The 21,538-nt window shown below is 55.8% G+C and carries 12 protein-coding genes; all 12 read right to left on the minus strand.

Features of this window, described 5'->3' with window-relative positions; translation table 11 throughout:
- Positions 1-41 precede the first annotated feature (41 nt).
- Positions 42-1,007: a glycoside hydrolase family 43 protein gene (locus EPD59_RS20435; protein WP_240731536.1), complete on the minus strand. Its 966-nt coding sequence runs from the start codon at positions 1,005-1,007 to the stop codon at positions 42-44.
- Positions 1,008-1,059: 52 nt separating this feature from the next.
- Positions 1,060-3,513, minus strand: coding sequence for a glycoside hydrolase family 95 protein (locus tag EPD59_RS20440; protein ID WP_133274392.1), 2,454 nt, complete (start codon positions 3,511-3,513; stop codon positions 1,060-1,062).
- A 98-nt stretch (positions 3,514-3,611) separates the two neighbouring features.
- Entirely contained in the window at positions 3,612-5,540 is a 1,929-nt protein-coding gene (locus EPD59_RS20445; RefSeq protein WP_133274393.1) for an alpha/beta hydrolase-fold protein, read from the minus strand.
- A 78-nt stretch (positions 5,541-5,618) separates the two neighbouring features.
- Positions 5,619-6,962, minus strand: a complete 1,344-nt coding sequence (locus tag EPD59_RS20450) for a family 43 glycosylhydrolase (RefSeq protein WP_133274394.1) — start codon at positions 6,960-6,962, stop codon at positions 5,619-5,621.
- A 126-nt stretch (positions 6,963-7,088) separates the two neighbouring features.
- Positions 7,089-8,675 carry a glycoside hydrolase family 43 protein gene (locus EPD59_RS20455; protein ID WP_133274395.1) on the minus strand — a complete coding sequence of 529 codons (1,587 nt, stop codon included), beginning with the start codon at positions 8,673-8,675 and terminating at the stop codon, positions 7,089-7,091.
- Positions 8,676-8,703: 28 nt separating this feature from the next.
- A complete protein-coding gene (locus tag EPD59_RS20460) occupies positions 8,704-10,011 on the minus strand; it encodes a glycosyl hydrolase family 8 (protein ID WP_133274396.1) in 1,308 nt (435 codons plus the stop codon).
- Between the two features lie 50 nt (positions 10,012-10,061).
- Entirely contained in the window at positions 10,062-11,738 is a 1,677-nt protein-coding gene (locus EPD59_RS20465; RefSeq protein ID WP_133274397.1) for a glycoside hydrolase family 43 protein, read from the minus strand.
- A gap of 381 nt (positions 11,739-12,119) precedes the next feature.
- A complete protein-coding gene (locus EPD59_RS20470; protein ID WP_133274398.1) occupies positions 12,120-13,889 on the minus strand; it encodes a RagB/SusD family nutrient uptake outer membrane protein in 1,770 nt (589 codons plus the stop codon).
- A 39-nt stretch (positions 13,890-13,928) separates the two neighbouring features.
- Positions 13,929-16,970: a SusC/RagA family TonB-linked outer membrane protein gene (locus EPD59_RS20475; RefSeq protein WP_165963681.1), complete on the minus strand. Its 3,042-nt coding sequence runs from the start codon at positions 16,968-16,970 to the stop codon at positions 13,929-13,931.
- Between the two features lie 136 nt (positions 16,971-17,106).
- A complete protein-coding gene (locus EPD59_RS20480; RefSeq protein WP_133274400.1) occupies positions 17,107-17,916 on the minus strand; it encodes an SDR family NAD(P)-dependent oxidoreductase in 810 nt (269 codons plus the stop codon).
- Between the two features lie 24 nt (positions 17,917-17,940).
- Positions 17,941-20,046, minus strand: a complete 2,106-nt coding sequence (locus EPD59_RS20485; RefSeq protein ID WP_133274401.1) for an alpha-glucuronidase family glycosyl hydrolase — start codon at positions 20,044-20,046, stop codon at positions 17,941-17,943.
- Positions 20,047-20,070: 24 nt separating this feature from the next.
- A complete protein-coding gene (uxuA, locus tag EPD59_RS20490; RefSeq protein ID WP_240731537.1) occupies positions 20,071-21,327 on the minus strand; it encodes a mannonate dehydratase in 1,257 nt (418 codons plus the stop codon).
- Positions 21,328-21,538 lie beyond the last annotated feature (211 nt).

Genomic DNA, 21,538 nt, shown 5'->3' on the forward strand with positions numbered 1-21,538 from the left:
ATCAAGCCGCCGGCTACTGCATGACTAAACGATGGTTCCGGCTACTTCACCGGCGCGACGCCTTTGGTAGTTTGCACTATCGGCTGGATTGTGCCGTCCGGGTTGTAGTTTAGGTAGTCGACGCAGATGGAGCGGCGGTAGCTGCCGCCAGTGGGTAGGGAACCGTTGTGGTAGAAGAAGTAGCTTTTGCCCTTGTAATCGATGATGCCGGGGTGGGTGGTGAAGCTATTGGGTACATTTTCCTGGATGATACCCCGGTACGTCCACGGGCCGGTGGCGCTGGGAGCCGTGCAGTACTCAATCATTTCGGGCTTGGTGCCCTCGCTGGCGTACACCAAGTAGTACAGTTTTTTGCGCTTGTACACCCAGGGGCCTTCGATGTAGTTTTTGATATTCAGAACAGTGATGGGGCCAGCCAGCTCGGTTAGGTTGTCTTTGAGCTTTACCCAGCGGCAGCTTAAGTTGCCCCAATACATATACACCTGCTTGTCGTCGTCCACGAAAACGGTGGGGTCAATGTCGTCCCAGGCGTGGGGCTTGTCCTTGGTCATTTCATTGGTAATAAGCGCTTTGCCAATGGCATCCTTGAACGGCCCGGTAGGTCTATCCGACACGGCTACGCCGATGGCCGCGCCGCCCTGGCTGTTGTCATCTTTCTTGTGAAACGTGGATACAAACCAGTAGAACTTGCCGTTGTGGTACACGCACTGCGCCGCGTAGGCGTCGCCGGTAGCCCAAGCGAAGGTCCGGGGCGAGAGGCGCTTGCCGTAGTCTTTCCAGTGCACCATGTCGGTGGTGGAATAGATTCGCCAGTCGGGCATTTTGTAGTTGGTTTCCTTCACTGAGGCCGTATCGTGGCTGGTGTAGAGAAACAGCGTATCGCGGTACACTAGCGGAGCTGGGTCGGCAGTAAATACGTCGCGGATAATGGGGTTTTGCGCTAGCAGGCCGGTCGCAGTTACTAAGACAAGAAAGAGTATAGCTGATGTGCGAAAGATCATTTTCATAGAATCAGGATGGAGGGCAGAGCCGTATGGAGAGGGAGTCGTGGCTGAAAGATTATTGGGCCTGCAATTCGTAGGTTTTACCAGCTTTAGTAGGAAAATCATACACAAATGACGCGGGCAGCGCGGGTTGACGCTGGGGGGCTTTTTCGGATACTTGGGGGGCTTTTATGGCAGGGGTCTGATAAAACGGGTTGGGGTTTTCGCCCTGCGCTGGGCGCAGGTTTGTGCGCCCAGCAACTACCACGGGACTATGCACCCGCACCCGACAATTGCCCCCCAGACGCGAGGTAATGCGCACGCGCGTGATTTTGCCCTGATTCCAGGCTAGGTCCACCACGTAGCCACCACGAGCGACTAAGCCCGTTACTTCGCCCGTCGGCCACGCGTCGGGCAGGGCGGGCAGCAGATCAATGGCTCCGTCGTAGCTCTGCACCAACAGCTCTGCTAGACCGGCTGTGCAGCCAAAGTTGCCATCAATCTGGAACGGAGGGTGAGCGTCGAGCAGATTAGGATACGTACCGCCGCCTTCGCCCGAGTTGCCGCCCGCGCCAGAGCGTAAGTGCAGTTGCTCCGTGAGCAGCTTGTAGGCGTGGTTGCCATCCTGCATCCGGGCCCAAAAATTCACTTTCCAGCCCATCGACCAACCCGTGGACGCGTCGCCGCGCTGGGTGAGCGTGGTGCGGGCGGCCTCAAACAACTCGGGCGTGCGGTAGGGCGAAATCTGGCCGCTCGGGTACAGCCCGTACAGGTGAGATATGTGACGGTGCTTGTCGCTAGGGTCGTCCACATCTTGCAGCCATTCCTGCACCTGTCCGTACTGCCCGATGTGCATAGGCGGCAGCCGCTCGCGCAGGGCGCGCAGGGTATCGGCAAAGGGCTGGTCGAGGCGGAGTATCTCGGCAGCCCGAATGGTTTTCGAGAACAGGTCGAACACCAGCTGGTTGTCCATCGTAGTGCCGGCCACGATGGCAATGCGCTTGCCCTGAAGTGAATACGTATTTTCGGGCGACACTGATGGGGCTACTACCAGCCACTTATTGGTCGGTTCCTCTTGCAAGGCATCTACCAGATAAGTGGCTGCGCCTTTCAGCACAGGGTAGTATTCGCGCAAAAACTGCTCGTCGCCGGTGAACTGGTAATGGTCCCAGAAGTGCTGGCTGAGCCAGGCCCCGCCCATAGGCCAGAGTCCGTACTGCGGCGGGTCTACCTGCCCCGTGATGCGCCAGATATCGGTGTTGTGGTGCAGCATCCAGCCCCGGGCCCCGTACATCTGGCGGGCGCTCTGCTGGCCAGTCACGCTCAGGTCTTTGAGCATCGCAAACAAGGGCTGATGCAGCTCCGTCAAATTAGTGACTTCGGCCGGCCAGTAGTTCATCTCGGTGTTGATGTTCACCGTGTACTTGCTGTCCCAGGGGCCCTTTAGCTGGTCATTCCAGATGCCTTGCAGGTTGACCGGCTGCCCGCCCGGCTGCGACGAGCTGATAAGCAAATAGCGACCATATTGAAAATACAGCGCTGCCAGTGCTGGGTCGTGACCTTGCGCAAAGTTTTCGAGGCGCTGATTGGTGGGTAGCTGGGCCGCAGGCGTCACGCCTAAGTTCAGCGTCACGCGGTTAAAGTAGCGCTGATAAGCTGCAATGTGGTCAGCCAGCGCTTGCTTATAGGGTTTGCCCACGGCCTTTGCCAGGTAAGCGGTGGCCCGCTCGGCGGCATTGCCGCTCACGTCGTGGTAGTTGTTGAAGTTGGTCCCGATGGAAATGTAGAGCGTGGCGCTATTGGCGCGCTCGATGCCGATGCCCGCGGCGGTGGTTAGCACGGTGCCGCCGTCGGCCACAACCTGCACCCGCGTCTGGAAGCGAATTTTTCCTTCCTGCCCTTCGTGCTCACTGCCGCGGCCATCGAGCACCAACTGGTCGTTTTCGATGCGCAGGGCATGTTGCATCAAGCTTTCCGCGCCAAGCTGGCAGCTAATTTTGCCCGGTTGGCTGGCCGTAAGGCGCACGATTATCACTTGGTCGGGCAGAGAGCTGAACACCTCGCGCCGGTAGCTCACACCGCCAAGCTCATAGCTGACCGAGGCTACGGCGCGGCCGATATCCAGGTCGCGCTTATAGTGCGCGACTTGTTCGTGACCGGGAAAACTCAGGTACAGGTTGGCAGCCATTTGGTAGGGCATGCCGCTGTTGCCGGCAGGTTGCATCTGGGTCTGCGCCAGGGTCTGAGCGTCTTGCAACTGCCCGGCCAGCAGCTGCGTCCGCAGTTGCTGAATTACTGGCAAAGCATCGGGCTTCACGTTGTTGTTGGGTCCGCCCGCCCAGATGGTTTCCTCGTTCAGCTGGAGCCGTTCGCGTTCTGGCGCGCCAAACACCATCACTCCCAGGCGGCCGTTGCCGAGGGGAAGCGCCTCGTTCCAGTTGGCAGCGGGCCGGTCGTACCACAGCCGCAGCGGGGTCGGCGCGGGCTTTACCCCGGCTACCGCTAACGGCCCGCTAGTCCAGCAAAGCAAGAGCAAAAAAGCCCCCCAGAGCCAGCGAAGCTTCCTTATCCGTTCTCTAATTCGCAAGGGAAACGTGGATTAGATGTGAAGTAGGTATCTCGATTTGGCTAAAACAGCTTCTGGGCAAACAGATACAAATCGTGCCGCCACACGGGCCAGGTGTGGCCGCCGGGGTATTCGCTATACACGTATTTGATACCTAGCTCATCCATTTTTGCTCGCATCACTTTGTTGTTGGCGTAAGCAATGTCCTCCGGCCCGCCCATCGAGAGCCACAGCTGCTTGAGGTTGGAGTTGATGGTGCTTGCATTGGCTTTCATGAAGGCATACTGCGGATCGGAGAGTTGGGGGTTGTTAGCAAAAAAGCCCGAGCTGAACACGCCCAGATACTGGAACATGTCCGTGTTTTTGATGCCGGCGTAGAGCGTTTGCAAGCCCCCCATCGACAAGCCCGCCAAGGCCCGGTTGTTAGCTCCGGCGGCTACTCGGTAGCTGCTTTCTACCACTGGCAACACAGTCTGTCTCAGCTCGTCTTCAAAGCGTTTTAGGGTTTGCTCACCGAAGCCGGCCAGGCCACCAGGGCCGCCCATATTACCGTCCAGCATCACTACGAGCATGGGTTTGGCTTTTTTATCGGCAATGAGGTTGTCCAGAATCAAATCGGTTTTGCCCTGTTTGGCCCAGCCGGTTTCGTCTTCGCCGCCCCCATGCAGCAGGTAGAGCACGGGGTACTTAGTGGCCGGGTTGGCGTCGTAGCCTGGCGGCGTATACACATAGAATTGCCGCCACGAATTGGTGACTTTGGAGAAAAAACGCTTCATCCGCATCTCGCCGTGGGGCACGTCGCGCAGGGCGTAAAAGCTGGTGCCGCGGCCGGGAATCTCGATGCCGCTGGCCATGCGTCCCATGCCGTAGAAAGTGTCGCTGGCCGGGTCGGCTACGGGTAGGCCGTCAAGTACTAGGGAGTAGTAGTGCAGGCCCCGGCTCAGCGTATCGGTGGTCACGGTCCAGGTGCCGCTGCTGTCTTTTACCATTTCGTATTTACGGCCCAGATCTAGCTGCGCCTGCTGCACGCCGGGAGCTTTCAGGCGAAATACGGCGCGGTTATCGGGCAGAATCTGAGGGTATTTCGCGTTGCGCACGTTGGTAGCAGCCGGCGCGCCCAGCACTGTGTAGGTGGGCAGTGCCGCCGTATCGACCGGCTTAAATAGAAACTGCGAAAACATGTACAGCCCGTTTTTCCAGACCTTGAAATCGTGCCCACCCGCTTCGAGGTAGTACACGTGCGGCACATTGTGCTCGTACAGGTAATCGTGGGTGCGCTGGCTGATGGGCACCAAGCCGTCTTGGTCGCCGCACGAAATCCAGAGGAGCTTGAGTTGCTTTTTAGCTTTCGCGGGGTCGGGCACCAATTGCTCGGGCATTTTGGTATTCGGAGCCGAAGAAAAGCCCCCCACCCAGGCAAATTTATCCAGGTTGCCCAGCCCAAAATTCAGGGACTGCCCCCCGCCCATGGACAGCCCGGCCACGGCCCGGTTCTCGCGGTTGGTAAGCACGGGGTACTTCTTTTCGATGTAGGGGATAAGGTCGGTCAGCAGGTCTTGCTCGAAGTTGGCAAACGCGGCTACTTTCTCGGGGCTGAATACATTACCCACGGGTCGGTCGTCTTTCATGGCCCGGCCGTTGGGCATCACCACCAGCATGGGCTTGAGCTTTCCCGCCGCGTACAGATTATCCAGAATCACCTGCGGACGCCCACCTCTGAGCCACTCTTTTTCGTCGCCCCCGATGCCGTGCAGCAGGTAGAGCACCGGGTACTTCTTCCTTTTGGAGTAGCCCGGCGGTGTGTACACCAGCGCCTTGCGCACCGTGCCCACCGTTTTCGAAGTATAGCTGATGCTATCCAGCTTGCCGGTGGCAATACCCGCCGTGGGCTGGTCGAAGCCCTTTGGCGCTTCCTTCACGGTCGGCTGGGCCAGAGAATTGCTTGTGTTCAGCAACAGAATCCCTAAGATGACAGCATATATGTTTCTCATAGCTTGGAAGGAAAGTCTTGCAGAACGGGTGGCTGGGGGGCAAATCAGACGGTTGAGCATTGGGGGCTTTTTCGCCGCTTACTCAAATCTGATCCAGTCAATTTCAACGGGTGTATTCGTTTGGGACGCCACCACTAGCGTATGGGTACCGGGCTTGAAGGCGGACAGGGGGGCTTTTATTTCCTGCCATTGGCTGCCTTTCGGCACGGTAACCTGAGCCAGCATGGGGCCGGTGGCGCCATCCATCCTAATTTGCACTGTGGCGTTAGCCGTAGCGGCAACGCGCATGGTTACCGTCTTCAGCGCCTGTTTGCCGAAGGCTACCCCATTGTATTGCACCCAGCCCTGGTTAGTGGCCAATACGGTTTTCCAGCCTTGAAACTTGTTCGCGGTATCCAGGAAGGCAATGGAGGCGCCGCCAGGGCTCAGACGGCTGTAGCGGTCCAGCTGGATTTTCTGCTTGGCATCGGTCAGGCCAACGCCGCGTAGCGTGGGCTGCACTTTCCGGATGGAACCATCGGGCGCGAAGGACAAGCTATCGATTCTGACCGAGCGATTCTTGTCGAAGTTGGGCGACAAATCATTGTGGTGGTAAAACAGGTACCACTGGTTCTTAAACTCCAGCAGGGAATGGTGGTTAGTCCAGCAGCCCGTGGGCGACTCGTCCATGATGACGCCCTTCACGGTAAAGGGTCCCAGCGGACTGGTACTGGTAGCGTATTCAAGGCGTTCAGTTTTGTTGGCTACGTGCGGATAGGTGAGGTAATACGTGCCTTGGCGTTCGAATACATATGGGCCTTCTTTCAAGCCCTTAGTGGGCAATTCCCCCAAAGTTTTAACCTCAGAGGCTAGCTCCAGCATATTTTCTTTGAGCTTGGCGCCGAAAATCTCTCCCTGCGACCAGTACAAATACGCCTGTCCATCCTTATCGATGAACACGTTTGGGTCGATGCCGCGCACGCCCTTGATGGGCAGCGGCTGCGGCACGAATGGTCCGGTGGGTTTGTCAGCCACGGCTACGCCGATGGTGAAGCCTTTGATGACCGTCGTGTCTTTGGGAGTAGTCGGGAAGTAGAAGTAGTATTTGCCGTTGCGGTAGATGCAGTCCGGGGCCCACATGCTGTAGCTGTTGGGCTTCACCCAGGGCACCTTGTTTTGGGTCACGATGACGCCGTGGTCGGTCCAATCGGTCAGGTTAGCGGACGAAAACACGTGGTAGTCCTCCATCACAAACCAGCCGGCCCGCCCGTGCCCGGGAGTGGCCCGAATATCGTGCGACGGATACACGTACACCCGCCCGTTGAATACGCGCGCTGTTGGGTCAGCTGTGAATTGATCGGTGATAAAAGGGTTCTGCGCGCTGGCCGCTGCGCTAACAAAGACCAATGCAACCAGCAGATACCAGAGCTTATGTTTTATCATTTGATGTCTTATTGAATGAATGCATATTGTCATGCAGAGCGGAGCGAAGCATCTCGCGTGTTTAGTGGGATTGCTAATCCTGCGTCAGCACGCGAGATGCTTCGCTCCGCTCTGCATGACGTTCTTTTATTCTTTGCTGATCTGCTCTGAAATGGTGAAATAATCAAAGTCAGCATAGCCGCCGGCATTTTTTGAGGCGTAGTTAAAAAGCCCAAATCGGTAGCCCATAAAATGTGGCAGCGTGTATGCCATTTTAAGCGGCGCGCCTATTTTTTGCCAGGCTTTACCGTCGAGGCTGTAGAAGAAAACAGCGACGTCTTTGCGGTCCGTAAAATCACATTCGGCCTTGAAATAGATTTTATTCTGCGTCAGCGGCACGCGCTGTATTTCCACGGGTTTTTCCGATTCCGCACTCACCATCACAATGGACTTCGTATCCTTTGTGCGCTTCACTCCTACCAGCCCGTAGCGCTTTTGTAGCAGCGCGAGGCCGGCGAAGTCGCCGTCTTTTAATTGCGAGACATCCAGGGCGGTAGCCCCAGAGCACGTGGGCCCGATGGTGCGCTGGGTGAGCGTGTTGCGGGCCAGGACAAAGGAGGTATCCACGCGGCCGGTTTTCAGGCGCAAGTAGCCTTTGCGGTTGGTGAGCGACCAGAGCGCGTTGTCGGGGTTGTGGTTCCACTGCCACACTAAGGGCAGGGCCGGCGCGCCCGGCCGCCGGCTGAAATCATCCGACGCCACGAGGCCGGGAATCAGCCCTTTGCTAGCGGGCAAGGCTAGCGTTTCGGGCACTTTGCCCCCCGTGCCCAGCACGGGCCAGCCATCCGCCCATGTTACCGGCACCAGATACGGAATGCGGCCTACCGCCCCAAAATCACGGAATAAGTAGGAGTACCACTGCCCGTCGGGTGTGTCGATGAGGCCGCCTTGGGCTACGCCCAGGTCCTGCAAGGCCACCCGGCCTTCGTAGGGGCCCGTTAGCTTGTCGGCCCGGTGAACAACGACTGTGCGCATGCCACCTTTGGGCCACACAATGTTGAAGAGGTAGTATTTGCCCTTGATTTTGAAGAGCTGCGAGCCTTCGGCGGGCAGGCCAGTATTGGGGCCGGCTGGCGCACCGGCATTTTCAATCAGTACCTGTTCCGTGGTGCCGGGCTTCACGCCAGAGGCGTCGGCGGTCAGTTCCACCAGCCGCAGCTTGCCGCCGCCATATACCAGGTACACCCGGCCGTCGTCGTCGAAGAACAGGGAATGGTCGTGGTAGCTGGGCTTGAACGACACCGCCTTCCAGGGGCCTTTTTCGATGTTCTTAGTGAAATAGATATGCGTTCGGCCAGAAGTTTGAGCAAACGTGGACACGTAGTACGTGCCGTTGTGAAAGCGCAGGCTGCTTGCCCACGAGCCGCGGCCATACGTGCTTTGGCCGTTAGCCAGGTTCATGGCGTCGTTCGAGGCCAGGGTGTCGTAGGCGTAGCTTACCAGGCGCCAGTTCACCAAATCCGTGGACTTCATAATCGGCACGCCCGGACTCATGTGCATGGTTGTGCTGCTCATGTAATAATTGCCCCCCACCCGAATCATCGACAGATCCGGCACGTCGGCAAAAATTACAGGATTCTGCGCCTGCTTAGTTTGCGCAGAAAGCGGAAAACGAGCAACCAGCGCGCAGAATATTCCGCAGCTCAATCCGAGTTTACTGAAAAAGCCCCCCATAGAAAAAGCGTATATGCGTTCGAGTTTTTTAGCGCTGCTGAGGCTTTATAGCCTGGTATTTTCCGCTCAAATGCATCAAGCTAAACAGGTATAAAATGCCGTCGTAATAAGGGTCGAAGTAGCCATCCTCGTATGGCTCCAGCTTGGCATCCCAGAGGGCGCGCACAAAATCCAGCTTCTGCTTGTCCTGACTGGCCAGGGAGGCCGAGGCGGATGTAGCCACCAGGCCCAGCGAGTGCCGCAGCTTCTTGACGTTGCCGGCTTGCAGAATAAAATCGGGCCGCGAGCCGTCCACGTTGAACTGGTCCTCGAAGGTGTTGATGCCCTTGCTGCGCAGGAAGCCCTGAAAACGCTGGGCGTACTGCTCCTGCCAGGTCTTATCCTTGCCAAACCACACGTAATCCATGGCAATGTTCATAGGCACCCGCCACGAATCGTAGCGGAAGGCGGGCGGCGCCCACTTGGTTGCGTGGGGCTTGCCGCTAAACTCGGTGTAGTCGTAATTGAGGCCGGTGACTGGGTCGCAAGCGCGGCGCAGAAACGCCCGCGACGTATCGGCGCAGGCCCGGTAGAATTGCTCGTGTCCGTCCTTAGCATACTCGGCCCACACTTCCATAAAAGCCGGCACGTGGTAGGAAGGGTCGGTCCAGTTATACATGTCGCCGACGGGTACAAAGGTGATTTGCTTGTGCTCGGTGTTAATCAGGTTGTACACATCACCGGTCCCGTCCTTTTTCCACATCGCATCCAGAATGTTGCGAGCTTCCTGGTAGTAGTTGATGCCCGTGGCGTTGCCCCAGCGGTTGGAGGCAAACAGCAGGCTGGTCACGAAGTACAGCTCACCATCGGAAGCCGGTCCTTCGGAGTTGCGCTTCATCGTGGCCGGATTGAGGCTCCAGGCAAAATACCCTTTCAAAGGCCCTTCCTGGTGTTGCAGGTACCTTTTCGACCAGCGCCAAATGCGGTCAAACACCTCCTTCTTATTCAACTGCACGGCTATCATCATCCCATAGGAAACTCCCTCCGTCCGGACATCATGGTTTTTCAGGTCAGAAACGTAGGCCATCGAATCACCTACTTCGAAGTAAATTCGGTTGGCTCCTTCAAAAAGCGCCTGATAGGTTTGGGTCACCTTCTTATCGATGTCGGCCTGGCTGTAGCCCGCTTCCCGGAGCAGATTGGGGTATTTTCCCGTATAAAAAGCCCCCCTTGAAGCCGAGCGCGTCGGCTTGGGCGCGCGCTGCGCTAGGCCGTCGCCCAAGCCGATAGACAGCAGAGATAGCAAAAGCAGGCCACCACTCTTGAGGCGCTGAGGGAGTTTGAAAGGTAAGTTCATCAACTAAGCAGCTAGAAATCAGGGGCGTGACGTTACGCGGGCGTTGCGCTCTATTTCTTGTACATCGGGTCGTGACCCTCGTATTTCAGCCACTTGAAAGAGGCTGTATTGACGGTGGGCTGGCCGGCCGACGTGCCGTACATACCGAACAGACAGCCAATAAAGCCCCCCGCCGTTTGCGTGCTCAGGAAGCGCGCGTCTACTTTGTCTTTGAGCAGCGTCCAGGCTTTGCCGTTTTCCGAAAAATGGAAACTGTAGGTATCGCCCTCTGCTCTAATGCGTAATTGAACTTTGCCCGCCGCAGCTTTCAAAGGCGCTTTTGCCAGCGGCTCCATCTTCTTTGGCTCGTCGGTACTCTTGAACAGCTGCATCACTGGCTGGCCTTTTTCAACCGATTTGCATAGGTAGTAAAAGTGCTTTTCATCCTGAAAGACCACTAGGCCAGAGGTTTCATTCTCCGCCTTAGCCGAGAAACTCAACTCCGTTTCGGCGCTGCCATACAGGTGCTGTTGGCGCTTGCCAATGAAGGCCGGGTTGCCGAGCTCCGAGCAGGTTTCCGGCTTCAGCTTTAGCGTGAGCCCTTTGTCTTTACTCAGCGAAAAGTTCGTGCTGTCCACTGTGCGCATGAACAACAGCGCCGGGTCAAGCTCCTTGTCGAAGGTGAGGGTGTAGCTGAAATTGCCGCTCTGTGGCCGGGCGCCCGGCTGTTTTACCTCGGGAAACTTCGCCGTGTATGAATACTGCACGCCGCCAGGGCCGGGGTCCATCACCGGCCACTCGTCTTTCCATACTACGGGTACGATAAACGTCTCCCGGCCCGTATTGTAATGGTTGCCTTCGTAAGGCCGTACCGCCAGGAAGATGGCGTAGGTCTGCCCATCGGGCCCGTCCACAAACTGCGCGTGTCCTGCCGATGTGATAGGGTCTTTGCGATCTTTAGGCAGCTCCCGCTGCGAGAGAATGGGGTTTTTCTCGTAAGGCATGTACGGCCCTAGCGGCGACTTGCTGCGGAACACCACCTCCGTATGATTTACCGACGTACCGCCTTCGGCCGCATACAGGTAATACCAGTTGTTGCGCTTCATGATGTGCGGTCCTTCAATCCAGACCGGCTTTTTGCTCAAATCGACGCCGCCGTTGACCAGGATTTTGGCCTCGCCCACGGTTTGCAGCTTCACGGGATCGAGCTCGATAATCTTGATGGTGCGGTGGCCAGAATACAGGGACACATTGTTTGGCGGGTCGCTGTTATAGATAACATAGGCTTTGTCGCCTTCAAAAAACAAGGAAGGGTCGATGCCCTTTACCTCTGGTAAAAAAATCGGGTCGCTCCACGGGCCAGCAGGATTTTTGGCCGTCACCACAAAATTGCCCTTGTGGTCAATGAGTGTGCAGGTGACGTAAAACGTGCCATTATGGTGCTCAATGGCCGGAGCAAATAACCCACGGGTCATCCGGTCGCCCATGAAGTTCATTTGCGAAGGCCGACTGATGACATTTCCAATCTGCTTCCAGTTTTTCAGGTCCTTGCTATGCATCACCGGAATGCCTGGAAAATAGGAAAAGGTAGAGTTAACCAAGTAGTAATCCGTGCCTACTCGAATGACGCTAGGATCGGGGTAGAAGCCCGTCATAATGGGATTTACCAACTCAATCGATTGTGCAAATAAGGCTGAGATTTGCGTTAAAAGAGCGAGGAAAGTGAGAAGGAGCCGTTTGAATTTCATGCTATTCTATAAAGTGTTGATTAGACCCGGTGCGGAGTATGTTAGCTATTTTGACGCTTACTGGTTAGATGGTGGTTAGACCTTATTAGCAATCCACCGCCCAACAGTAAGCTCAATTTGCAGGTAAGCGCAATGGCGGTGCTTACCGCATAAAATTTGTTGGGCGCTACAGCTCACCGATGATTGTCTAGCCGGAATTTGCCCCCCAATGACCAACATAGCGTTTACTTGTGCTGATCTGTAAAGCAACAACCTGTTTGGGCCAGCTAAGTATCTAGCTTAAATGGTTATGGTACCATTCTAAAAAAGTACTGCCGGCAGTACACTGAATCCGAACGAATTCGGCGTACTGCCGGCAATGCTTTTACTTATTCACGTGCGCTATTGCGGATAGCCCGGATTCTGGGTGATCTTACCACTCGTGCGGTCAATTTCCTGCCGCGGAATGGGACGCAGCACGTGGTAGGGCTGGATGTTAGCAGCAGCGTTAGAACCGTAGTTGTCGGTAACGCCAGGGATGGGCGAGGGCTTAGAATTTACCAGTGGCGGTACATATTTCTTCACGCGCTCGATCAGCTTGCCAGTCCGAACTAAGTCGTACCAGCGCAATTGCTCACCAGCCAACTCACGGCTACGCTCATCCAGGATAAAGTCAATGTTTATCTGGCTCGTGGCGATTTCCATTTGAGTAGCTCTGCCAGGTGCGGCTGCCCGACGACGTACAACATTGATGAAATCACGGGCTTTATTGAGGTCACCTAAGTACATATTAGCTTCCGCCGCAATCAGATAGGTTTCAGACAGCCGGTGCAAAATTAATGGCCGGTCAGAACTGGTGTTCGCAGCCGGACGCGTGGCGTCGTCAAACTTGTTGATGAATGGTGAGAAGTTGGTGGTGTAGGTGCTAGGAGTACCTACTACGTACGGACCATTAGGTCGAGCGGCAATACGCGCGCGCTCTGCCGCCGTAAGTTCACGGCCCGCATACCAAGCAGCAGTATCACCTACTACTGCCTTTGAATTAAATGCGCGACCACCATTTATACCAGTCGTATTATTGACTAGCCACATTGTCGAGAACCACTTATTATAGCGGGTATCAGTGGTGCGCCACTGCCGCGGGGTCGTTTCTGTGGGCAGAATGTACGAATCGAGCAAGTACGGGGTAGAAATAAGACGACCAAAAGGTCGGCCGTATACAATGCTACGCTCTACGTTGGGCAGCAAGTCGTAGCGGCCGCGAAACAGGTAATTAGTTTGGTTCTGACCGGCGCCGCCAGCTCCGTTATCAGATATGCCCGTGAAGGTGGGGTCCGTGTTAAACTGCACGTTCATCAGCACTTCCTTCCCGTTCTCGTTACCTTCTTTGAATACGTCGGCTGCGTCAGCCTCCAATCCTTTGCCATACTTACTCGCGGCATCCTTGATCAACTCTTCGGAGTACTGAGCAGCTTTGGCGTAGTCGTCCCCTTGTTTGGCGGTAGAGGTAGCTCGGGTTAAGTGCACCTGCGCCAGTATGTGCAGGGCCGTAGCCCGCGTTACACGCCCAGGCTGCGCGGCCGTATTAGCAATAGTGCCCAGCGCGTCGTTCAGGTCCGTTACAATGGCATTGTACACATCGGCTATGGGAGCCCGCGTAAAGTCTTTGGTGGGCTGGTCCACGAACGTGAGCGTCAATGGCACATCACCGAAGGACCGCACTAGGCGGAAGTAGTGCCAGGCACGCAGCACTTTAGCCTCTGCTATAGCCTGAGCAACAGCAGTTGGAGAAAGCCCCTGCGCCGTGGATGCATACTGGATTACGCCATTGGCCGTATTAATCGTGCGGTAGTAGGCACCCCACGTGTTCGTTACGTTGCCATTGGTTCCGTTTAGGGTACCAGCGTTATAATCCTCGAAGCCTTCTGTTGCGGCAAAACCGCGCATGAACTCATCGGTACCCTGCGAGATAAAAATAGAACCTCCCTGATCGGCGGTTGCACTACGCAAGCCGGAGTATACGCCCGCCAAGCCGACCTGTATACCTTCGGGTGTACCAAGGAAGCTGGGCACTAGAATGGAACGAGGAGTTTCCTCTAGTGTGTCTTTGTTACAGCTGCTAGCGGCTAACAGTAAAGCCAGCGCCGAACCAGTAAGCAGTATCTTTTTCATATAGTCAAGAACGCACTCAGCGTTAAGAAAAGTTTGTGATTAGAAACCTACGTTTAAGCCTACAATGAAGGCGCGGGTAGCAGGGTAGTTCGTACCAGCTAAGCCGTCAAAGGAGATACCACCGTTATTAGCGGTGCTACCACTAAACCGGGTCGAATAAGACAGGGCATCTGGGTCGATGGCCTTGTTTTTCTTGTAGTAGCTCACCGGAGACCAAATGAGCGGGTTTTGCACCTGCAAGTAGATACGAGCTGTGCTCATCTTAGCCTTTTGAATGAGACTAGCTGGCAGGGTGTAGCCTAAATCGATGCTACGCACCTTGATGAATGTACCACTCAGATAAGCCAAGGTCTGAGAGTTGAGTACAAAGTCGTTGAAGTAGTTTTGGTTAGGCTGTGGGTAACGATTAGTAGGCGTCTCAGGCGTCCAGTACGGTAAGTTGAGCTGGTTGCGGCGGCCGCTGAAGGTCGTGATGTAGTTGGAAGGGAAGAGCAGCGGATCTACCACCGTGGCGCCCACGCGGGTCAGACCCACAGCGGTTAAGTCGAAGCCTTTGAAGCGTAGGCGTTGGGTCATGCCAGCTTCAAATTTGGGCTGGCGGTTACCGATAATTTGCCGATCACCTCCATCTACAACCCCGTTACCATTGAGGTCTTCTATTTTAACTTGGCCTACGCGAGTACCGGCTTTGGCTGCCGCTGCCGCCTCCTCTTGCTGCCAGATTCCGGCGTACTTATAGTCGTAGAAGACATACAGTGGCTGACCAATAAAGCGCTGATTGCTGATGTCGCTGCGTTGGTTGCCATTTTCATCCTCACCCAAGCCGAGGTCAAGCACCTTCTCACGGTTTAAGGTAAAGTTCCAGTCAGTGCTCCACTCAAAGCTGTTAGCCGAGCGTATATTAATCGTGGTCAAGCTAACTTCTACACCACGGTTTTGGGTTTCTCCGATGTTACGGGTAAAGGAACCGTAGCCGCTGGTTGTGGGCAACGCATCAGGCAACAGCAGGTCGCTGGTACGCTGTTGGTAGACTTCAACCGCACCGGTGACACGGTTATCGAAGAAACCAAAATCAAGGCCGAAGTTAGTGGTAGCAGTGTATTCCCAGCCCAGGTTGGGGTTAGGAATAGAGGCTGGAACTGCACCAGCTACACCTGTTCCACCAAAGTTGTAGTAGCCGTTGCCTAAGCTCGACTGCAAAGAGCCAAGTGTCTGGTAAGGGTTTACGGCAGTGCTGCCAGTACGACCATAGCTGGCACGCAGCTTCAGGTTGCTCACCCAAGCCTTATCCTGCAGAAACGATTCATTGGCAATATTCCAGGCTACGGCAGCCGATGGGAAGGGCTTATACTTATTGCCGGGAGCCAAACGTGACGAGCCGTCCACACGCATTGTCAGCGTAGCCGAATAGCGGTCATCAAACGCGTAGTTTAAGCGGCCCATGTAGGAAATAATATCCCACTGGCTCTGGTTGCTGCTAGGGGCCGTAGGCGTACCGGCGCCCAGGTTAAAGGCTTGCTGGTAGTTGGTAGGTAAGTTCTGGGAGCCCGTACCGAAACCGTCCGTGCGGAACTGCTGCCAGCTATATAAACCGGTAAAGTTTACATCGTGCTTTTCCGCAAAAGTGCGGTTGTACGTCAGGATGTTTTCAACCAGCAGGTTAAAGGCAATGCTGTTGTTGCGAGTGGCGGCATTTTGCCCCCCAGCACGCGCTGGCGTGTTCGAAGCGAAGAATGATTCGTTATTTTCTGTACGGCCATCTAAGCCCAGATTCAAACGATAATCCAACCCTTTTATAATGTTAACCTGCCCATACAGGCTGTTGAAGGTGCGTAAGCGCCGGCGCTGTTCAAAGTGGGCATCCGGTGAGTAGTAAGCCAGCGGATTAGCCTGGGCATTGTCAGCATTAGGAAATAGGATCGGCAGGCCATTAGCATCGTAGGGCGAAGCAAGCGGACTGCTCGTTAGGATGTTGTAGGAGATGTTCAGGTTAGGATCATCTTGCTTCGTAAACGAGTTAAGTGTATTCAACCCAACTTTGATCCGTTTTCCGATTTGTTGATCCAAGGTTCCGCGCAACGAATACCGTTCGATGCCTTGTACCGGTACGATGCCCGTTTCTTCGTAGTAGCCGAGCGAAGCGGAGTACTGCGTCTGCTCTGTCCCACCGCTCACACCTAGCGCGTGGTTCTGGATGCGCCCATTCTGGAACATCAAGTCTTGGTAGTCAAAGCTTCTGCCAGCTTCGTAGTTGGCGCGCTCATCATCCGTCAAAAAGCCCGCGGCGCTGTTCGGATTCTGCCCAGCGGCACGAAAAGCTTCCGCACGGTAGTTATAATACTCTTGGCCATTTTGCAGATCATACAGGCCGATGGGCTTTTTTACGCCGTAGTAGGCGCTGTATGTTGCCCGTGGAGCGCCAGCCTTGCCGCGCTTGGTTGTGATCAGAATAACGCCATTTGCCCCCCGCGCTCCGTAGATGGCCGTTGAGGAAGCATCTTTCAGGACTTCCAGCGAGGTAATGTCGTCGGGATTCAGGTCGTTTAGGTTACCATCAAATGGTATCCCGTCTACTACCAGCAATGGGTCGTTGCTGCCCGCAAACGAGCGGTTGCCACGAATACGGATAACGGGCGACTGACCCGGCGCATTGCTGCTGCTGGAAATGTTGACACCGGCGGCGCGCCCCTGCAAGGCCTGGCCAATGTTGGCCACCGGCACGTCGCGCAATGACTGCTCATCTACCGATGAGATAGCGCCCGTTACCTGACTCTTCTTCTGCACACCGTAGCCTACTACCACTACCTCACTCAAGGCTTTGGTATCCTCCGCCAACGTTACATTTATCGTCGACTGATTACCAACAGCTACTTCCTGGGGTGCGTAGCCTACGAAGGAAAACACCAAGGTAGAGCCCGGCGCCGCAGCTACAGTAAACCGGCCTTCGGCGTCAGTTGCAGCACCTGTACTCGATCCTTTCACAACCACGTTTACACCGGGCAAACCGGTACCATCGGCCGCCACAACACGACCGGAAATAGATTGGGCTGCCTGAGCGTGTACCTGAACCGGGACGAGCATGGCCCCGGCTAGGGGTAGGCTGGTGGCCACCGCAAGCGGCCAGCTCAGCCCAAAGACCGTTTTTCGTAATGATAAATGCATGGAAGTGGGATGTTTGAGGTATGAGAGTAAGCTGAATTTCTAGTGGAATTAGCTCCTAAAAGCCAATGGAGTTACCGCCATCCACAGGGAGGGAGGCGCCCGTGATATAGCGTGCGGCCTCAGAAGCCATAAACACAGCGGCATGGCCGATATCAGAGGGCTGGCCGAACTTGCCCATGGGCGTGCGGCGCATGGCCCGGTCGCGGCGGTCGGGGTCGGAGTTCATGGCGGTGCGGCTCATCTCCGTTTCGATAAAGCCGGGGGCAATGGCATTCACCCGCACGTTGTCTTTGGAAAACTCGGAGGCCAGCACCTTCACCATCCCTTCTACCGCCGACTTCGACGCCGCGTAGGCTACTACCCGATCAATACCGTAGTAGGCGGCCATGGAGGAGATCATCAGAATAACTCCGCTCCGGCGGGCTACCATACGCTTGGCACAGGCGCGAGTGAGCGAAAATACCGCGTTCAGGTTTGTATGAATTATACGGCTAAAGTCTTCGTCAGTGACCTCTAAGGCGGGCTTTTTCATATTTACTCCGGCATTGTTCACCAGAATATCCAGCGGCCCGTAAGTGGCCTCAATATGAGCTACAAGGCCTTCGAGTGTATCCAGCTCACAGATGTCGTTGGTGAGATAATGCGCTGAGTTGCCAAGCTCAGCAACAGCTTCTTGCAGCACTGTCTCCCGGCGGCCAGTGATAACGACGGTAGCGCCCGCAACCGTCATGCACCGGGCTATTTCCAAGCCGATGCCAGTGCCACCGCCCGTCACCAAAGCCAGCTTTCCTTCCAAGGAAAACGGGTTAGCCTGCTCCCCGCTGGGCTGGATATGCGATGAAACAAGATGCTCAATGTGTGTCATGACTGAAAGAATGATGCGGATTGATTAGCGCAGTTGATAGATGTCGACCAGCTCTTTGATTTCGGCGAGCGGACGGGTGGGGGGCGTCAGCGAGGGCGGAATGGGCCGCTTTGCGTAGGTCTGGAAGTAGAGCACGCAGGCGTCGCGCCACCAAAGGGCCTCGCGGTGCTGAATGCGCAGGCGGGAAGCTACATCGGTGTGCTGTTCGGGGTCTACTTTCGGCTTCACCTTCTCCCATTGCTGTTGCATCCACACCACCGAGTCGGCACCAGTGTAGTAGCGGGTAGCTAGTTCATCCCAGAGCGTATTGCCGGTGCTTAGCCGCTGGCCCCAGGGCACGTGGTGAAACCACAATAGGTAGTTGGGTGGGCAGGTGGCCGGATTTCCCCAGAGCTGGCCCACCTGTGGGGCGTATAGACTCAAGGCATTGGAACCTTTGGCGGTGCGGTCGAAGCCGAGACCGATGGAGTCGGCTTTGTGATAGTACACTGAGGTCCAGTCGGGGCGGGCGCTTTTTTCCAGCCAAGGCTCGGGGCCATAGTGGATGCTCTGCCCCATAATGTGGTGCAGACCCAGCGGCGTGGTGTAGCGCACATAAATGTTGCGCGACTGGTTGAGCACCTGCGAAATTGTGCGCACAGCCTCGGGCTCCGGTGTCAGCGTCATTTTGGTCCACTCCTCGGCAATGGCATCCGATTTTAGCGTGTGGTCCCAAGCCAGCCGGCCGAAAGCGTACCAGTTGGCCTGCCCCACGGGGTGGCCCGTCCAGTTGCGGTCGGAGCCGATGTTGGCAACGCCGGCAATGCCTCTTATGCTGTGTTTCTCGAGGGTGCCATCGACCACCTTTGCCACCGTTGAACCTTTGCCCTGGGAGTAGGTGTCGGACTCCAAGCATTCCTTGATAAGTGGCCCCAAGTACACCAAATGGGTTGCAAAGCCTAGATACTCCTGGGTCAACTGCACTTCCAGCACGAGCGGGGTGCGTGGCATAGCGCCAAACAGCGGGTGAAACGGCTCGCGCGACTGAAAGTCAATCGGGCCGTTTTTCACCTGCACCAGCACTTTGGGGTCGAACTTGCCGTCGAGCGGTTTAAACTCCTCATATGCCTCCTTGAAGCGGTCGCCTTTGGAGTTGGCTTTGTATACGAAGGCCCGCCACATCACAATGCCATCATGCTGACCCAACGATTCGGCGAGCATGTTGGCACCGTCGGCGTGGTTGCGGCCGTAGTCCTGGGGACCGGGTTCACCCTCCGAGTTGGCTTTTACCAGAAAGCCACCGAAGTCAGGAATAGTCTTGTAAATCTCATCAGTGCGCGCTTTCCACCACTGCCGCACTTTGGGGTCGAGCGGATCGGAGGTAGAAAGACCCCCAATGAGTTTAGGCGCCGCCCACATCACCGACAGATACACTCGAATGCCATAGGGCCGCATTACATCGGCGACCGCTGCCACCTTGCGCAAATACTCGGGCGTCAGGTAGCGCGCACTGGCATTCACGTTGTTAACTACGATACCATTGATACCAATAGAGGCGTTGGCGCGGGCGTAGTCCTTGTAGCGAGGGTCAATGACTTCAGGTAGCTCCAGCCATTTCCAGATCGAAGAACCCGCGTAGCCGCGCTCTACGGTGCCATTGGGGTTGTCCCAATGATTAAGCATGCGGTACTGAATGCGCGGCTGACTGGTCAGGGCCGCCGTGGGGGGCATTTGTCCGGTCTGGATGTGGCGGAGCAGGGCAAATGAGCCATAGAGCACGGCCGCATCGGTAGGGCCGGTTATGACCAGTCCACCATTTTGCTCCGATATCTTGTAGCCTTCCTTGCCCAGTGTGGGGTCGGGGGCTACTTGCAAATGGATACGCCCCTTACCGCCCGATGCTCCCACCAACACCGGGCGGCCCAACAAACCTTGCAGCCCGAGTTGCAGCTCGTGGGCGGCCGTTTGTAAAGTAGGCGATGCTCCATTTTCTAGTGTAATGCCCTTAGCCTGCGCCTGCCATGCTTTGCGCAAGCGCGCATCTGACAGCTGATCATACTTTAGCCACAAGCGGTAGCCATCGTCGGCAAGGCCCTGTTGAAGGGAGCCAACGCATAGAACTACAAGCAGGAGCAGAAAGCGGAATCGCATAGGTGAGAGGGCAAATGAGACGTATTAATTGACGCGCGAGGCGAAAGCAGCAGTAGTAGTGTGCGCTGGGGGGCTTTTTTCAGCTTCCTGCATACTGCGCCGAATTCCCAGCTCTAGCCCGCGCAACTCCGCCAACCCACGCAGCCGCCCGATAGCCGAGTAGCCCGGATAGGTGCGTTTCTCTAAGTCGTCGAGCATCTGATGACCGTGGTCGGGGCGCATGGGAATGGCCGCGTTGCCTTCACCCGTCTGGGCCCGGCGCAGCTCTTCACGCACCAGCTCTTTCACGACCGCATACATATCCACGTCGCCGGTGAGATGATCGGCCTCGTGGAAATTTCGCGGGTTTTCTTCGCGCTTGGTGGCCCGGAGGTGAATAAAATGAATGCGGGGGGCAAATCGGCGCGCCATGCTAGCCAGGTCATTATCTGGCCGAACTCCTAAGGAGCCTGTGCAAAACGTCAGGCCATTGGCCGGCGAATCATACGCTTGCAACAGCCCAGCGAGGTCAGCTTCGGTACTTACTACGCGCGGCAAGCCCATAAGCGGGTACGGCGGGTCGTCGGGGTGAATGCACAGATTAACGCCCACCTCTTCTGCTACCGGACCTACTTCCCGCAGAAAGTAGTACAGGTTTTCGCGCAGCTCAGTAGCACCAATAGCTGCGTACTCATCTAGCAAACCTTGAAATTTACTTAGCTGAAAGGCTTCCTCCGAGCCAGGCAACCCAAGCAGCACGGTATCCGATAACGTTTGCAGATCAGCCGGCGACATAGCGGCAAACTGAGCGCGAGCCGCGGCTGCTACGGTTGAGTCGTAATCGTTTTCGGCGCCAAGACGCTTTAAAATGCACAGGTCGAATACTGCGAAGTCCTGCCATACAAACCGTAGCGCCCGTGAGCCGTCGGGCATCTGGTAGTTCAGGTTGGTGCGCGACCAATCCAGCACCGGCATAAAGTTGTAGCACACCGTCTGAATGCCGCAGGCGGCCAAGTTGCGCAACGACTCTTTATAGTTCTCTATATACTTTGTGCGGCTGGGCAAGCCTTTCTTAATATCCTCGTGCACCGGCAGGCTTTCTACTACTGCCCAGTGCAAGGCCGAATACTGGCCATTATCTGCTTCGATCAACTGCTGCCGCGCTCGAATTTCCTCTGTTGGCCACACCACTCCTACCGGTAACTGGTGCAGGGCCGTAACTACGCCGCTACAGCCCGCTTGGCGGAGTGAATGAAGAGAAACCGGATCATGAGGTCCGAACCAGCGCATCGTGTGCAACATGGGCACTATTTATTATAAAAGTCCAATTAACTTTAAGCTCCATAGCTTGTATCTAAAGGTTTGCTGAAAACCCCGCAACAAGCTATTCTGGGTGACTTGCTCTCGAAGATAGAATAACAATTGCAACCGAAAGCAAAAAAAAACATGGCCTAACAGGCTGATTTCTAAATAAAAATATCGAAAACGTTACCGGAAACGGTTTCGATAGGTA

This window comes from Hymenobacter radiodurans (genome assembly GCF_004355185.1).
GTDB lineage: Bacteria > Bacteroidota > Bacteroidia > Cytophagales > Hymenobacteraceae > Hymenobacter > Hymenobacter radiodurans.

Bases quoted from the DNA above. Each gene is read 5' to 3' on its own strand.
- EPD59_RS20435 (WP_240731536.1), bottom strand. From the start codon at position 1,007: ATGAAAATGATCTTTCGCACATCAGCTATACTCTTTCTTGTCTTAGTA.
- EPD59_RS20445 (WP_133274393.1), bottom strand. From the start codon at position 5,540: ATGAGAAACATATATGCTGTCATCTTAGGGATTCTGTTGCTGAACACA.
- EPD59_RS20450 (WP_133274394.1), bottom strand. From the start codon at position 6,962: ATGATAAAACATAAGCTCTGGTATCTGCTGGTTGCATTGGTCTTTGTT.
- EPD59_RS20455 (WP_133274395.1), bottom strand. From the start codon at position 8,675: ATGGGGGGCTTTTTCAGTAAACTCGGATTGAGCTGCGGAATATTCTGC.
- EPD59_RS20460 (WP_133274396.1), bottom strand. From the start codon at position 10,011: ATGAACTTACCTTTCAAACTCCCTCAGCGCCTCAAGAGTGGTGGCCTG.
- EPD59_RS20465 (WP_133274397.1), bottom strand. From the start codon at position 11,738: ATGAAATTCAAACGGCTCCTTCTCACTTTCCTCGCTCTTTTAACGCAA.
- EPD59_RS20470 (WP_133274398.1), bottom strand. From the start codon at position 13,889: ATGAAAAAGATACTGCTTACTGGTTCGGCGCTGGCTTTACTGTTAGCC.
- EPD59_RS20475 (WP_165963681.1), bottom strand. From the start codon at position 16,970: ATGCTCGTCCCGGTTCAGGTACACGCTCAGGCAGCCCAATCTATTTCC.
- EPD59_RS20480 (WP_133274400.1), bottom strand. From the start codon at position 17,916: ATGACACACATTGAGCATCTTGTTTCATCGCATATCCAGCCCAGCGGG.
- EPD59_RS20485 (WP_133274401.1), bottom strand. From the start codon at position 20,046: ATGCGATTCCGCTTTCTGCTCCTGCTTGTAGTTCTATGCGTTGGCTCC.
- uxuA (WP_240731537.1), bottom strand. From the start codon at position 21,327: ATGTTGCACACGATGCGCTGGTTCGGACCTCATGATCCGGTTTCTCTT.